The sequence below is a fragment of the Campylobacter sp. BCW_6468 genome (assembly GCF_001762865.1).
GTDB lineage: Bacteria > Campylobacterota > Campylobacteria > Campylobacterales > Campylobacteraceae > Campylobacter_D > Campylobacter_D jejuni.
On sequence record NZ_MJXQ01000010.1, the window covers coordinates 56,804 to 71,501 of the forward strand.

The following is a 14,698-nucleotide window of genomic DNA, read 5'->3' on the forward strand; positions in this document are numbered from 1 at the left end:
AAAATAAAACATTTTTAAAAAGCGGAAAATTATAATGAAATTTATGTTATTATTTTCTTAAAAATTTAAATACATATCAAGGTTTTTAATGCAAAAAATTATAGTTTTTATTTTATGTTGTTTTATGACTTTTTTTCTTTATGCATGTTCTTCTAAATTTGAAAATGTAAATCCTTTGGGGCGTTCATTTGGAGAATTTGAAGATACTGATCCTTTAAAACTAGGACTTGAACCTACTTTTCCTACCAATCAAGAAATTCCAAGTTTAATTAGCGGTGCTGATTTAGTACCTATTACTCCTATTACCCCACCTTTAACTAGAACAAGCAATAGTGCCAACAATAATGCAGCAAATGGGATCAATCCTCGCTTTAAAGACGAAGCTTTTAATGATGTTTTAATTTTTGAAAATCGCCCTGCGGTTTCTGATTTTTTAACCATTTTAGGCCCTAGCGGAGCAGCTTTAACGGTTTGGGCTTTAGCACAAGGAAATTGGATTTGGGGCTATACTTTAATCGATAGCAAAGGATTTGGCGATGCTAGAGTTTGGCAACTTTTGCTTTATCCTAATGATTTTGCAATGATTAAAAATGCCAAAACCAATACTTGTCTTAATGCTTATGGTAATGGAATTGTCCATTATCCTTGCGATGCAAGCAATCACGCACAAATGTGGAAACTTATCCCTATGAGCAATACAGCGGTTCAAATTAAAAATTTAGGAAATGGAAAATGCATACAAGCACCTATTACAAATCTTTATGGTGATTTTCACAAGGTTTTTAAAATTTTTACCGTAGAGTGTGCAAAAAAAGATAATTTTGATCAACAATGGTTTTTAACTACTCCGCCTTTTACCGCAAAACCTTTATATCGCCAAGGAGAGGTACGATGAAAAAAATTATATGTTTATTTTTATCTTTTAACCTTGCTTTTGCAAATTTAGAAAATTTTAATGTTGGCACTTGGAATTTGCAAGGCTCATCCGCAGCCACAGAAAGCAAATGGAGTGTTAGCGTAAGACAACTTGTAAGTGGAGCAAACCCCTTAGATATCTTAATGATACAAGAAGCAGGAACTTTACCAAGAACAGCCACTCCAACAGGACGCCATGTGCAACAAGGTGGAACACCTATTGATGAATATGAGTGGAATTTAGGAACTCTTTCAAGGCCTGATAGGGTTTTTATTTATTATTCTCGCGTTGATGTAGGAGCTAATCGTGTAAATTTAGCTATAGTTTCAAGAATGCAAGCTGAAGAAGTGATTGTTTTACCTCCACCTACTACAGTTTCAAGACCCATTATAGGAATTCGCAATGGAAATGATGCTTTTTTCAATATCCATGCTTTAGCTAATGGAGGAACAGATGTAGGAGCAATTATCACAGCTGTAGATGCACATTTTGCAAATATGCCTCAAGTTAACTGGATGATAGCAGGGGATTTTAACCGTGATCCTTCTACTATAACAAGTACAGTGGATAGAGAATTAGCAAATAGAATTAGAGTGGTTTTTCCAACTAGCGCAACTCAAGCAAGCGGAGGGACTCTTGATTATGCAATTACAGGAAATTCAAATAGACAACAAACCTATACTCCACCGCTTTTAGCTGCAATTTTAATGCTTGCAAGTTTAAGATCTCATATAGTTTCAGATCATTTTCCAGTAAATTTTAGAAAATTTTAGGACATTTAATATGAAAAAAATTATTACTTTGTTTTTTATGTTTATAACTTTAGCCTTTGCAACTCCTACTGGAGATTTGAAAGATTTTACCGAAATGGTTTCTATAAGAAGCTTAGAAACGGGAATTTTTTTAAGCGCCTTTAGGGATACCTCAAAAGATCCTATTGATCAAAATTGGAATATTAAAGAAATTGTTTTAAGCGATGAGTTAAAACAAAAAGATAAATTAGCTGATGAACTTCCTTTTGGTTATGTGCAATTTACAAATCCAAAAGAAAGCGATCTTTGTTTAGCCATCTTAGAAGATGGAACCTTTGGAGCAAAATCTTGTCAAGATGATCTAAAAGATGGTAAATTAGAAACTGTATTTTCTATAATGCCAACAACAACTTCAGCTGTGCAAATTCGTTCTTTAGTTTTGGAATCTGATGAATGTATAGTAACTTTTTTTAATCCAAATATTCCTATACAAAAACGCTTTGGAATAGCCCCTTGCACCCTAGATCCTATTTTTTTTGCTGAAGTAAATGAACTAATGATTATAACCCCACCTTTAACAGCTGCTACCCCTTTAGAATAAGATTTTTATCTTGTTCTATTTTTATATTTATTTAATATTTATGATATTACTAAAATACACAAAATAATTAATAATAATACAATGTAATTTACCTTACTCTATAATTCTTTTATTTTAATTTAATTTTTTGTTACAATAAATTTATACATAATAATTATCAAGGAGGAAAAATTGGAACAAATTTTAACATGGCAACAAATTTATGACCCTTTTTCAAACATTTGGCTAAGTGCTTTAGTGGCATTTTTACCTATACTATGTTTTTTAGTTTGTTTGGTTGTTTTAAAACTTAAAGGCTATCAAGCAGGTTTTTTAACTGTTATACTTGCTACTTTAGTAGCTTTATTTGCCTATAAAATGCCTTGGAATTTAGTGGGTGCAAGTTTTATTCAAGGCTTTACAAATGGTATGTGGCCTATAGCTTGGATTATCATCGCGGCAATCTTTCTTTACAAACTTTCTATCAAGTCAGGTTCTTTTGAAATCATTAAAAAAAGCGTGATGAGCATTACTCCAGATCATAGAATTCAAGTGATTTTAATAGGTTTTTGTTTTGGTTCATTTTTAGAGGGTGCTATAGGTTTTGGTGGCCCTGTGGCTATAACCGCTGCACTTTTAGTAGGACTTGGCTTGCGTCCTTTACAAGCTGCAGGGCTTTGTCTTATCGCAAATACCGCTCCTGTTGCTTTTGGTGCGGTGGGAATTCCTATTATTGCTATGGCAAATCTTGTCGGCATAGAACAGCATTCAGTTTCTGCCATGGTAGGTAGAATGCTAGTTCCTTTAAGCCTTACTATACCTTTTTTCATAGTTTTTTTAATGGATGGATTTAAAGGTATTAAAGAAACTTTTCCAGCTATTTTAGTTGCGGCGCTAAGTTTTACAACTACTCAATTTTTAAGCTCAAATCACCTAGGAGCGGAATTACCTGATATTATTTCAGCTGTGGTTTCTTTAGCAGTTACGACTGTATTTTTGAAATTTTGGAAACCAAAAAATATTTTTAGATTTGACAATGAAAGCAATTTCACTCAAGATAACACCTTAAGTTTTAATCAAATTTTAAAAGCTTGGTCACCTTTTATTTTACTCATTGTTTGTATTATCATTTGGACACAACCTTGGTTTAAAGCCCTCTTTGACAAGGACGGAATTTTAAGCTATACAAGTATTACTTTACAATTTAGCAATATCACAACTGGAATTTTAAGCCCTTCTATCACAGGCATAGGAGAAGCTAAGCCTTTATCTTTGGCCTTGGGTGTAGATTTAATCAATGGAAAAACCGTAGCTCAAGCAGGAACAGCGATTTTACTTGCCGCTTTTCTAACTATAGCTATTTTAAAAATCAAAGCCGAAGATGCTGCAGAATGCTTTTGGGTTACCTTAAAAGAAATGGCTATACCTTGTATCACCATAGGTTTGGTTGTGGCCTTTGCTTTTATCTCTAAAAATAGTGGTATGAGCACTACTTTAGGACTTGCTTTTGCACACACAGGTGATGTTTTTTCTTTCTTTTCACCAATCATTGGCTGGATAGGGGTATTTTTAACAGGCTCTGATACAAGTGCTAATTTACTTTTTGGAACCTTGCAACAAGTAAGCGCTCAAAAACTAGGTATTAGCGAAGCTTTATTTTTAGCAGCTAATTCAGTAGGTGGGGTTGTTGGAAAGATGATCAGTCCACAAAGCATTGCTATAGCTTGTGCAGCGGTTGGACTTGTGGGAAAAGAATCTGATCTTTTCAAATTCACATTAAAATATTCTGTAGCTTTTATTGTTTTAATAGGAATTTGGACTTGCATTATAGCTTTTTTCTTACAAGGAATCATCCCTGAAGTTATAGTGAAATAATTAAAAATTTAAGTTTTATTTCAACAAATATTCATTTTTAGAATATTTGTTGGAAATTTTACTTTGCTTTTATTTTTACAGGATTAGAATATTTATCCTAAATTATCCCAAAAGGAGAGATGATGAAAAAGGTGTATTTTTACGCCACATGCTTAGGAACTGCTGCTATGCAACAAAGCGTTTTAAATGCAATAAAACTTTTAAGGCGTGAAGGTATTGAAGTGATTTTTAAAAAAAATCAAACCTGTTGTGCTCAACCTTCTTTTAACTCAGGTTATTTCGATGAAAGTCGTGAGATTGCTTTATATAATGTAGATTTATTTGATAAAGATTATCCCATCGTTGTGCCAAGTGGTTCTTGTGCGGGTATGATGAGTCATGACTATAAAGAACTTTTTAAAAACAGACCTGAATTTTCTAAAGTCAAAGATTTTAGCTCTAGGGTTATAGAACTTTCACAATACCTTGATGAAGTTTTAAAAGTAGATTATGAAGATAAAGGTGCACCTATAAAAGTAACTTGGCATTCTAATTGCCATGCTTTAAGAGTGCAAAAAAGCATACAAGCAAGCAAGAATCTTATCAAAAAACTAAAAAACGTAGAATTAGTAGAACTTCAATACGAAGAAGAATGTTGTGGTTTTGGCGGAACTTTTTCAGTAAAAGAGCCTGAAATTTCAAATGCTATGGTAAGAAGTAAAATTAAAGATATACAAAATAGCGGTGCAAAATATCTCATCAGTGGCGATGGAGGTTGTCTTTTAAATATAGATGGTACAATGAAAAGAATGGGTTTAGATATAAAAGGCATACATTTATATGACTTTTTACTTAAACGCTTAGAAGGAGAAAGACTATGAGTCAAAAAATTCCTCACGAACAAATCGTTCAAATTAAACTCAATGACAAACAAATGCAAGAAAATTTAATGACTGCCATGCATACTTTACAAAAAAATAGACTCAATGTTATTGATGCTAGATTTAAAGACTGGCAGGGTTTAAGATCTAAAGCTAAACAAGCTAAAAACAATGCCTTAATGAGTTTAGAAGAAAGGCTTTTAGAATTTGAAAAAAATGCTACAAAAAATGGCATTAAAGTGCATTGGGCAAGTAGTGATGAAGATGCCTGTGAAATCGTCTATGAAATCATGAAAGAAAAAAATATCACCAAGCTTTTAAAAGGCAAGTCTATGGCAAGTGAAGAAATAGGCCTAAATCACTACCTAGAAAAAAAAGGTTTAAAAGCTATAGAAACCGATCTTGGAGAGCTTATTTTACAGCTTAATGAAGAACCCCCTTTACACATAGTTGTACCTGCCATACATAGAAACCGCCATGAAATCGGAGAAATTTTCAAAGAAAAATTAGGAGCAAATTTAGAAAACGATGAACCCGAAAGTTTAAATGCGGTGGCTAGAGAGCATTTAAGAAAAGATTTTGAAGGCTTAAAACTTGGACTTAGTGGGGTCAATTTTGCCATGTCAAGAGAAGGAGCTTTTTGGCTTATAGAAAATGAAGGAAATGGTAGAATGTGCACTACAGCACCTGATATTCATATCGCACTTTGTGGTATAGAAAAAGTCATGGAAAGCTTTGAAGATGCGGCTACTATGGTTTCTTTACTTACTCCTTCAGCCACAGGACAATTTATACCAACTTATAACAATATCATTACAGGCCCTAGAAAAAATGGAGATTTAGATGGTCCTAAAGAAGTACATGTGATTTTATTTGATCACAATCGCTCTAAAATGTTAGCTCATAAGGATTATTATGAGGCTTTGCGTTGTATTCGATGCGGGGCTTGTATGAATTTTTGCCCTGTTTATGATCAAATCGGCGGACATGCTTATCAAACCACTTATCCAGGACCTATAGGAGAAGTAATCAGTCCTAATATTTTTGGTATAGATCATACAGGAGATATTTTGAATTTCTGTTCACTTTGTGGGCGTTGTTCTGAAGTTTGTCCAGTCCAAATTCCTTTGGCTGATCTTATTCGCAAATTAAGATGTGATAAAATAGGACAAGGTAAAAATCCACCTTTAGGAGCAAATAATGTTCATCACAATGCCCTAGAAGCCTTTGCTTTTAAACAATTTAAAAATATCGCAACCAATGGCGATAAATGGCGTTTTTCACTTTCAAAAGCACATTATTTCAACTGGACGGTACAAAATTTCGCAAGCATTTTGCCTGTGATTAAAAAATGGTACGCTTTTAAAGAATTACCTCAAATTAAAATGGATCTTTATAAAGAAGTGCAAAAACTAGAAGGAGTAAGCTATGAGTAAAATCGATGAAATTTCAAGCAAAAGCAAAGCAAATATTTTAGAACATCTTAAAAAAGCTTACAAAGAAACAACTTTCACACGCATTGAAAGTATAGATCCTGTAGAACATATCCAGACAACCCAAGATATGCTTACAGAAATGAAGCAAAAAATGAGCGATAACAAATACATCGTTGAAAATGCTACAAAAGATACCTTAGAAGAAAAAATCAATGAAATTGTCGCAAAATATGGCTTTAAAAGTATGATTTATGGAGCGGATTTAAATTTAAATTTAGAACAAATCAAAGCAGAAAAAAAGATTTGCTTTGATAAAGAAATCGAAAATTTAAGATCTGAAGTTTTTCATAGTGATTTTTCCATCATTCACGCAAGAGCAGGGGTAAGCTCTCACGGAGTTGCACTTATACCTTCAAGTAAAACCCAACCTAGAATGCTAAGCCTTGCACCTAAACTTTGCATAGTATTGCTTAAAAAAGAAAATGTTGTTAAAAGTCTTAGCGAAGCTTTAAATTTAGTAAAAAAAGAAAATGAAATTTTACCTACTAATATCTTATTTATAGCAGGGCCTTCAAGAACGGCAGATATAGAACTTATCACTGTTTTTGGTGTTCATGGGCCACAAATTGCACATATTATTATTTACTGATTCTATACTAGAATCAGTAAGTCTTAATTTTTAATATTAATTATATATATTTTTTATATTATACAAATATAAATAAAATAAATAATTTCTAATTAATAATATTTTAATAAAATATTATGTAATATTTCACTCAAATATATTAAATTAATTTTTAAATACAAAAATTAAAGAAGGTGCTTTTAGATAAACTAATTCCAACTTGGAATGAAAATACAGTATTCATGACACAATGATTGACATTCAACACCAAAAACTTTGTGAACTTGCAAGCAAGGTTGAAAGTGCTGTTTATAAATTTGTAAAACGAGAAGAACTCAAAGAAATTTTAACAGAACTTTTTAACTATATGAAAGAACATTTTAGTAATGAAGAAGATTATATGCAAGAAATTCATTATCCTTATTTAAATGAACACAAAATCATGCATAAAATATCATTCGTGATATGTCTTATCTTATACAAAACATAAAAACCACTAATGATTTAAAAGAGAAGCTTTACACAGTTTCTAAAAAATGGCTTTTAGAACATATACTCTATAAAGATGTGAAAGTTGAACAATACAGAAGATCTTCTTTAACTTCTGAAGATGATGGGGAAGTAAGCTTTGAAGAAGTCAAAGAAGAAAAAGATGATGAAAATACAGTTTATCTTTATACATGCGAATGCGTAGAACAAATGCATGATGTACCATTTGAAATTCATCAAAAAATTCAACTTAAGGGCGTAAAATTTAAATGTAAAAAATGCAAAGAAGCCATACAGTTTTATAAAAAATATTCAGAAAATTTCTAATTAACTATTTATGCGTTAAAATAATAAATAAAGTATAAGTTAGACAAAGAAGGAAATTTAAGGATAAAAAATAAAATATTTTATTTTGGATAAATTTGACTATTCCTATCCTATGCTAACCAAAGATACAAAATGCTCATTTTGTGAAAATTTTTTCTCGATAGAATATAGCTCAAACTTAAAAACAATAGAAAAAGAATGTCCATTTTGCAATAATAAAATGGACATTAAGCTTAAAGACTAAGCCTTAGTTTTACTTACAATATTAATAATATTTGAAGCTACTTCATCAGCAAGTTCTAAATGAGAAGTAAAACCTACACAAGAACAATTAATCTCGCCTAAAACATATTTATCATTGCCCTTTTCATCAGTATCTAAAATAAAATCAGCCGTCCAAATCAATGGTAAGTCGTAATTGCCTAATTTTTCCCTTACCTTAGGAAGCTCGCCTAAAAACATATCCACCAAAGTTTTCCAATCTTCTGGCTTATCATAGCGATATTTTGCCCCACTAAAAAGCGTAGCAGAAAAAGCATCAGCATCTTCGGCTGGTTTTTTATGCACTACATTTACAGGGGTGTTATAAAGCATTAAAAGTCTGATTTCACCTTCTTTAATGCGCGGTAAAAAAGTCATATCCACAAGCATACCATTATCACCTATGATATATTGCTCGCAAAAATCCATAAATTCCCCAAGCTCTCTATGTTCTACATGATTATCCTTAGCTTCTGTACATTTGATTTTTGTGTTTAAAGGCAAACTATCTCCACTAACATTACCCTCTACACTCACACGCCAAATTCCCTCTCCTGTAGAGCCACGATTTTGTTTTAAAACCCTTTCACCTTTAGCCAAACTTTTTGGAAAATTTTCTTTAAAAGTCTTAATATCATAGTAAGCATAAGTATCGCTTGGAACAAGATCAGTATCTGCTAATTTTGTAAGTGCATCTTTAGCGCCATAACCTATCATAGCATCAGGATGAGGCATGCCTACAAGCTTATCGGCATAAAGTTTTCTTAACATATCAAAATACTCATTTTCTTCTTTAAGATTGCCAGGATTGATGCGAGAAACATAACCATCAAAATTTTCTTTCACATATTTGTAAATTTCATCTTTTTTACCCACTTCAAAAAAAATCACCTCAGCATTCCAACCCTTAGCTTTTAAGGCATTTACCATAGGCATGGTATCTTTTCTATAGCCATCTTCACCTTTATCACTCCCACCTTTAACTTCGAAAAAAACAATATTTTTTTTCATTATTTTACTCCTTATCTAAGATATAAATAATTATTGCATAAAAATATTACAAAAATTAAATAAAAATATTTATATATTTTATCTAGCGTTTATAAAACTGCTATTAGTTTTATAAGCGATTTCGATTAAGCTTTTACTTATCAAGCTTGATGTTTGTCCTTCTAGGCGGTTAAGAAATTTATCAATCTTATCTTCTTCTTTCCAAACAGGATTTGAAACATTAGCAAGTTTTTCAAGCTCCTTTTTAGCATTTTCATAATTACTAAGCTCATCTATAAGACCAAGCTCCTTAGCCTTGGCAGCTAAAAACACTCTTGCATTTGCCCATTGATCTTTTTTATTAAGATCTAATGCTCTTTCCTTGGCAACAAAACCTGTAAAAAGATCATAACTTTGATCAATTAAACCCTGTAAAAAATTTCTTTCATTCTCATTCCAAGCTCTTGCAAAAGTTCCAGCACTTTTAAATTCACCCGCTTGAATAGTTTGTTCTTTAATACCGAGTTTATTAGCCAATCCGCTTAAATCAGCTCCTTGCATAATCACACCGATAGAGCCTATAAAACTTGCTGGATTGGCTAAAATTTTATTAGCTCCAACTCCTGCTAAATAACTTCCGCTTGCCATAGTTCCGCTTGCATAAACAAGCACAGGCTTTTTAATTTTTAAATCCTTTATAGCTAGAGCTAGTTCCATACTAGGAGCAAAAGCTCCACCAGGAGAGTCTATAACAAAAAGCACTCCTTTAATATTGCTATCATTTTTAGCATTGATAATTTTTTCCAAAACCGCAGAGCTGTCAAAAATTTCACCCTTTAAATCAATGCGTTCTAAATTTGCAAGATTGGAGCTTGAATTTGCACTAGGCATTAAAATCCATATAACAATCAACAATAAAACAAAGGTTTTAAAATAAGTATTGATAAATTTTATACCGCATCCTAAAGCCTTAAAAAATGATTTTAAAATTTGCATTCTTTTCCTTTTATAAATAATTTATCCACTTCCTTAGCATTTAAAATAAACTGCAAAGGAGCTTGCTTTTTATCACATTCTCCTAGCTCAAATACGCTAAAATCAGCAATTTTACCTTTTTTAAGCTCTCCTAAATTTAAATTTAAAGCCCTTGCAGGATAAAGTGTTACCATTTGCAAAAGCTTAGAGGCTAACTCTAATAAATCAAAATTCTTATGTATAAGCAAATTCGCGCGCATTTCATCAAGTAAGGACAATGAAATATTTGAGCTAAGTCCATCGGTTCCTAAATGGATATTTAATCCACTTTTTAAAGCCGTTTTTAAATCTAAGCTTTTTTGACTTAAAAGGCGATTTGAAAATGCACAATGTGTAATAGAATGTAAATTTTTATCTAACCATTCATATTCTTTTAGATAAACACAATGCGTAAAAAGAGTCCTTACTCCTTTAAAAAGTTTAACAAAATCCTTTGGTGTATAAAGAGGCTTAGGATGAAGTGTGAAATTTTCAAGCCATTTTTTAAAACCCCCTTTAGACTCTCTAAGCCAGATATTTTCAGCCTTACTTTCTAAAAAATGCGTACTAGCTAGTAAATTTTGCTTTTTAGCTAAATCAAGAGCAAAATGAGCCAAACTAGGATGAGTTGAATAAGGAGAATGAATCGAAATTGCCGGGATAAAAAAATCATTTTTAAATTTCAAAGAATTTTCAAATCTTTTTAAAAATTCTTGTTTTTTATCTTCAACTTGATTTTCATTTGTACCCAAAATTTCATTAAAAAATACTATACGCATACCCTTGTGACTAGCCTTTAAGCAAGGATCTAAATCACTCCCAAAACTTGAAATTTCACCTATAGTGCCTATACCACTTTTTTGCATTTTTTTAATGCTTTGAAGTATTAATTCTTCTTTGGCCTGTGCATTTAATATGGAACGAGAATTTATAACACTTTTAAGCCAAATTAAAAATTCTCCAAAATGTAAAGTTGTTGAATTTGCACTAAATTCTAAGTGTGTGTGAGGATTTATAAAAGCAGGTAAAATAACCGAATTTTTAGGTGTTTTGATGATTTTAGCCTTAGGATATTTTTTTTTTAAATTATCCAATTCACCCAATTCTAAAATTTTATCTTCAAAAACAAAGGCTTGATTTTCTAGTATTGTAAAATCTTCATCGCATAAAAAAAGATATCTTGCAGCAACTATAAACACGATTTTCCTTTCAAAAATTACATTGTAGCAAAAATTTATTTTTAAAATGTTATAATAAAAGGTTAAAAATAAATTTTTAAGGTTAAATCCATGAAAATAATGATTATCCAAGGCCCAAATGTTAATATGCTTGGCGTAAGAGAAGTGGGAATTTATGGTGCTATGAAAATGGAAGAAATTCACGAGCAAATGAAACTTGCAGCATCGCAAAATAATGTAGAACTTGACTTTTTCCAAAGTAATTTTGAAGGTGAAATCGTAGATAAAATTCAAGAATGCCTTGGAACAGTTGATGGAATTATTATCAATGCAGCAGGCTATACTCATACTTCAGTAGCTATTCGCGATGCTATTGCAGCAGTAGCTTTGCCTACAATTGAAGTACATATTAGCAATGTTTATCGCAGAGAAGAATTTCGTCAAAAAAGTCTTATAGCGCCTGTATGTTCTGGAACTATTGTTGGTTTTGGTCCTTTTGGCTATCACTTGGCTTTAATGGGTATAATTCAAATTTGCGAACAAATAAAAAATTTGCGCGCAATGCAACAAGCACAACAAACGAATAAATAATAATGCTAAAAATTCAAGGAGTAAAACACTTTGAAAAAAGTCGTTTTTTTCCTTTTTTTAGTCAAAATATACGATCTTTTAAATATTTAGCTCTTATAGGCTTAGGAAGCAATATAGAGCCCGAAAAAAAAAGATTTGATATGCTTTTTCGAGTAATGATGGATGATAAAAGATTTAAAATTTTATCCACATCTCCTATGTTGATAAATGAAGCCTTTGGTTTTAAAGAGCAAAAAGATTTTACCAATGCTGTTATGTTGATACAAACTAATTTGCATGCACGAGCACTTTTGAAAGTTTTACTTTACTATGAAGTAAAATTTAAACGCAAGAGAACTTTCAAAAACGCTCCTAGAACGCTTGATTTAGATCTTTTATACTTTTCACAAAAAGTCAAGCGTGATAAGTGGTGTGAGGTGCCTCATAAAGGGGCTAAAGAAAGAGTGAGTGTAATTTTGCCTTTAGGCATGATATAAGGAATATAAATGGGACAACTTATACATACTTTTACCGTTGAAGATACAGAACAAATTATACCCAAAGTAAAAGAAGATTACGGAGATAAAGCTTTAATTATAACAAATAAACAAATTCGTCCTAAAACCTTAAATCGCAGTGCGCTTTATGAGGTTATGGTAGCCATAGAAGAAAGCGACTATGAAGAACACTTAAAAAAACAAGGAAAATCTTTACCTGCAAAAAAAAGCTCGCCAAAACCATCCTCTACCTCTCTTGCAGAAGAAAAAATTAGATCTCAAATCCCTCAAGAAGATGAAGATGTAGTCTTGGATTTCTCAAACACTCGCTTAAATACAAATTTAAACACTGTAAAAAACAATGACTTAGCTAAAAAAACCTATCAAGATTTTCCACAAAACAAAATCAACCCTCATCAAAATAAGACTCTAGGCTTTGATGATTTCAAAGAAAAACTAAGTGAAGTTAGCAATGAAATTTCTAAAGTCACAAACACACCTTTAGAAAATTACACCCCTAATCCAAATTATAATAAAAAAATAGAAAATTTTGAAAAGCAATTTGAAAAACAAATCAACAAGCTTAATGATAAAATAGATCTTCTTGCAGATATGATGTGGGACGATAAAGCTGAAGCTAGAAAAAATCTTATGATACCTCCTGAATTTGCAAGTATTTATAAACAAGCCAAAGAAAGTGGAATGCTTGAAAATCATCTAGAAGCGATTATGAAAGCAACTATAGAAAATATGCCAGCTGCTATGAAAACCAACAAAGATGCGGTTCAAAGATATTTTCACTCACTTTTAAGAAATATCTTGCCTTGTCGTGTTGAAAGCGATATAAAAAAACAAAAAATCATGATGCTAGTAGGCCCAACAGGAGTCGGAAAAACAACAACCTTAGCTAAGTTAGCTTTTCGCTATGCTTATGGAGATAAGCGTTATAAAACAGGTATTATTACGCTTGATACTTATAGAATCGGTGCAGTTGAGCAACTTTTTCAGTATGCAAAAATGATGAAACTTCCTATTATTGATAGCATAGAACCAAAGGATTTAGATGAAGCGATAAAAAGCTTAAATAATTGCGAAGTAATTTTAGTTGATACTATAGGAAATTCACAATACGATCAAAGCAAACTTGCTAAAACTAAAGAATTTTTAATGCACTCAAATGCAGAAATTGATGTAAATTTAGTGGTTTCTGCAAACACCAAACATGAAGATTTAATGGAAATTTATAAAAATTTTTCATTCTTAAATATTGATACTTTGATTATTACTAAATTTGATGAAACAAAGGTTTTTGGAAATATCTTCTCTCTTGTTTATGAAACAAATATTCCTCTAAGCTTTTTCTCTATAGGACAAGAAGTGCCAGATGATTTAGAAGTAGCCAATAGTGATTTTCTAGTTCATTGTATTTTAGAAGGGTTTAACAAAGGAAAAAATAATGAATAACCAAGCAAATAAACTTCGCAATCTCATGAGTCAAAATGGAACCAAAAAATCCCAAAACACTCATTTTATAGCTATTACAAGTGGAAAAGGTGGCGTTGGAAAAAGTACGATTAGCGCGAATCTAGCCAATGTTTTAGCAAATAATGGCTATAAAGTTGGGCTTTTTGATGCTGATATTGGCTTGGCAAATTTGGATGTCATTTTAAATGTACGCATACAAAAAAATCTCTTGCATGTTTTACGCGGAGAATGCTCCTTGGAAGACATTTTAATAGAAGTTAAGCCAAATTTATGGCTCATCCCAGGCGAAAGTGGAGATGAGATTTTAAAATATAATGATAAAAATATTTACGAGAGATTTTTAAATCAAGCAAGTATTTTAGATGAACTTGATTTTCTTATTATCGACACAGGCGCGGGTATTGGTGGAAATATTTTAAATTTTTTAGAAATGGCTGATGAAGTTATAGTAGTAACTGTTCCTGATCCTGCAGCAATCACTGATGCGTATGCAACCATAAAAACAACTTCTAAGACAAAAGAAAATTTACTAATGCTCTTTAATGTTGTAAAAAATGAAAATGAAGCTTTAAAAGTTTTTGAAAATATTAAAAAAGTTGCAGATGCAAACATTAAAAATCCTTTAAATTTAGAATTCTTAGGTCATTTAAGCGCTTCTAAAGATGTAAGTGGTAGTATTAAAAAAAGAACTTTATTTAGCGATGAAAACACAGCCTCAAGTGATGAGATTAAAGCCCTAGCTTCCAAGCTTTTATATAGATTGGAACGGAAAGTGCTTGATAATGTTTCAAATCGTAGTTTTTCAAGTTTTTTTAGAAAAATTATTGAAAGATTTTAGCA

Annotated in this window: 15 protein-coding genes and 1 pseudogene; 12 read left to right on the forward strand and 4 right to left on the reverse strand. The window is 31.6% G+C overall.

Annotated features, from left to right (window positions below; all coding sequences use genetic code 11):
- The first annotated feature begins 88 nt into the window (after positions 1–88).
- The 8 genes and pseudogenes from cdtA (at position 89) to AJ889_RS09510 (ending at position 7,863) form a co-directional block, all read left to right on the forward strand.
- The gene (cdtA, locus tag AJ889_RS00490) at positions 89–895 is read left to right on the forward strand and encodes a cytolethal distending toxin subunit Cj-CdtA (RefSeq protein WP_002852021.1); all 807 of its coding nucleotides are present in this window, start codon (positions 89–91) and stop codon (positions 893–895) included.
- Complete coding sequence (gene cdtB, locus AJ889_RS00495; protein ID WP_002851847.1) at positions 892–1,689, forward strand: cytolethal distending toxin nuclease subunit Cj-CdtB; 798 nt, start codon at positions 892–894, stop codon at positions 1,687–1,689. Before cdtA ends, cdtB begins: the two co-directional genes overlap by 4 nt.
- A 10-nt stretch (positions 1,690–1,699) precedes the next feature.
- Complete coding sequence (gene cdtC, locus AJ889_RS00500; RefSeq protein WP_002851967.1) at positions 1,700–2,269, forward strand: cytolethal distending toxin subunit Cj-CdtC; 570 nt, start codon at positions 1,700–1,702, stop codon at positions 2,267–2,269.
- A 171-nt stretch (positions 2,270–2,440) separates the two neighbouring features.
- Positions 2,441–4,123, forward strand: a complete 1,683-nt coding sequence (locus AJ889_RS00505) for an L-lactate permease (RefSeq protein ID WP_057041069.1) — start codon at positions 2,441–2,443, stop codon at positions 4,121–4,123.
- Positions 4,124–4,242: 119 nt separating this feature from the next.
- Entirely contained in the window at positions 4,243–4,983 is a 741-nt protein-coding gene (locus tag AJ889_RS00510) for a (Fe-S)-binding protein (protein WP_002859761.1), read from the forward strand.
- Complete coding sequence (locus AJ889_RS00515) at positions 4,980–6,419, forward strand: LutB/LldF family L-lactate oxidation iron-sulfur protein (protein ID WP_070293185.1); 1,440 nt, start codon at positions 4,980–4,982, stop codon at positions 6,417–6,419. Before AJ889_RS00510 ends, AJ889_RS00515 begins: the two co-directional genes overlap by 4 nt.
- Positions 6,412–7,068, forward strand: a complete 657-nt coding sequence (locus tag AJ889_RS00520) for a lactate utilization protein C (RefSeq protein WP_002857772.1) — start codon at positions 6,412–6,414, stop codon at positions 7,066–7,068. The genes AJ889_RS00515 and AJ889_RS00520 overlap by 8 nt, the downstream gene beginning before the upstream one ends.
- A 173-nt stretch (positions 7,069–7,241) precedes the next feature.
- A pseudogene (locus AJ889_RS09510) lies at positions 7,242–7,863 on the forward strand (bacteriohemerythrin).
- 105 nt (positions 7,864–7,968) lie between these two features.
- Here AJ889_RS09510 and AJ889_RS09515 read toward each other — a convergent pair.
- The 4 genes from AJ889_RS09515 to AJ889_RS00550 form a co-directional block, all read right to left on the reverse strand.
- The gene (locus AJ889_RS09515; RefSeq protein WP_002857769.1) at positions 7,969–8,091 is read right to left on the reverse strand and encodes a hypothetical protein; all 123 of its coding nucleotides are present in this window, start codon (positions 8,089–8,091) and stop codon (positions 7,969–7,971) included.
- A gap of 12 nt (positions 8,092–8,103) precedes the next feature.
- Entirely contained in the window at positions 8,104–9,135 is a 1,032-nt protein-coding gene (locus AJ889_RS00540) for a Cj0069 family protein (protein WP_002860570.1), read from the reverse strand.
- Positions 9,136–9,213: 78 nt separating this feature from the next.
- Complete coding sequence (gene sppA / locus AJ889_RS00545) at positions 9,214–10,110, reverse strand: signal peptide peptidase SppA (RefSeq protein WP_002859758.1); 897 nt, start codon at positions 10,108–10,110, stop codon at positions 9,214–9,216.
- Positions 10,098–11,327, reverse strand: coding sequence for a metal-dependent hydrolase (locus AJ889_RS00550; protein WP_002872318.1), 1,230 nt, complete (start codon positions 11,325–11,327; stop codon positions 10,098–10,100). The genes sppA and AJ889_RS00550 overlap by 13 nt, the downstream gene beginning before the upstream one ends.
- 90 nt (positions 11,328–11,417) lie before the next feature.
- Here AJ889_RS00550 and aroQ point away from each other — a divergent pair, with 90 nt between their 5' ends.
- From aroQ to flhG, 4 genes are read left to right on the forward strand one after another with little or no spacing between them, the layout of a single operon-like run.
- Entirely contained in the window at positions 11,418–11,897 is a 480-nt protein-coding gene (gene aroQ / locus AJ889_RS00555; RefSeq protein ID WP_002852001.1) for a type II 3-dehydroquinate dehydratase, read from the forward strand.
- A 2-nt stretch (positions 11,898–11,899) separates the two neighbouring features.
- Positions 11,900–12,373, forward strand: coding sequence for a 2-amino-4-hydroxy-6-hydroxymethyldihydropteridine diphosphokinase (gene folK / locus AJ889_RS00560; protein WP_002851803.1), 474 nt, complete (start codon positions 11,900–11,902; stop codon positions 12,371–12,373).
- 9 nt (positions 12,374–12,382) lie between these two features.
- Positions 12,383–13,837 carry a flagellar biosynthesis protein FlhF gene (flhF, locus tag AJ889_RS00565; RefSeq protein ID WP_002851941.1) on the forward strand — a complete coding sequence of 485 codons (1,455 nt, stop codon included), beginning with the start codon at positions 12,383–12,385 and terminating at the stop codon, positions 13,835–13,837.
- Entirely contained in the window at positions 13,830–14,696 is an 867-nt protein-coding gene (gene flhG, locus AJ889_RS00570; RefSeq protein ID WP_002851985.1) for a flagella biosynthesis ATPase FlhG, read from the forward strand. Before flhF ends, flhG begins: the two co-directional genes overlap by 8 nt.
- The last annotated feature ends 2 nt before the right edge of the window (positions 14,697–14,698 follow it).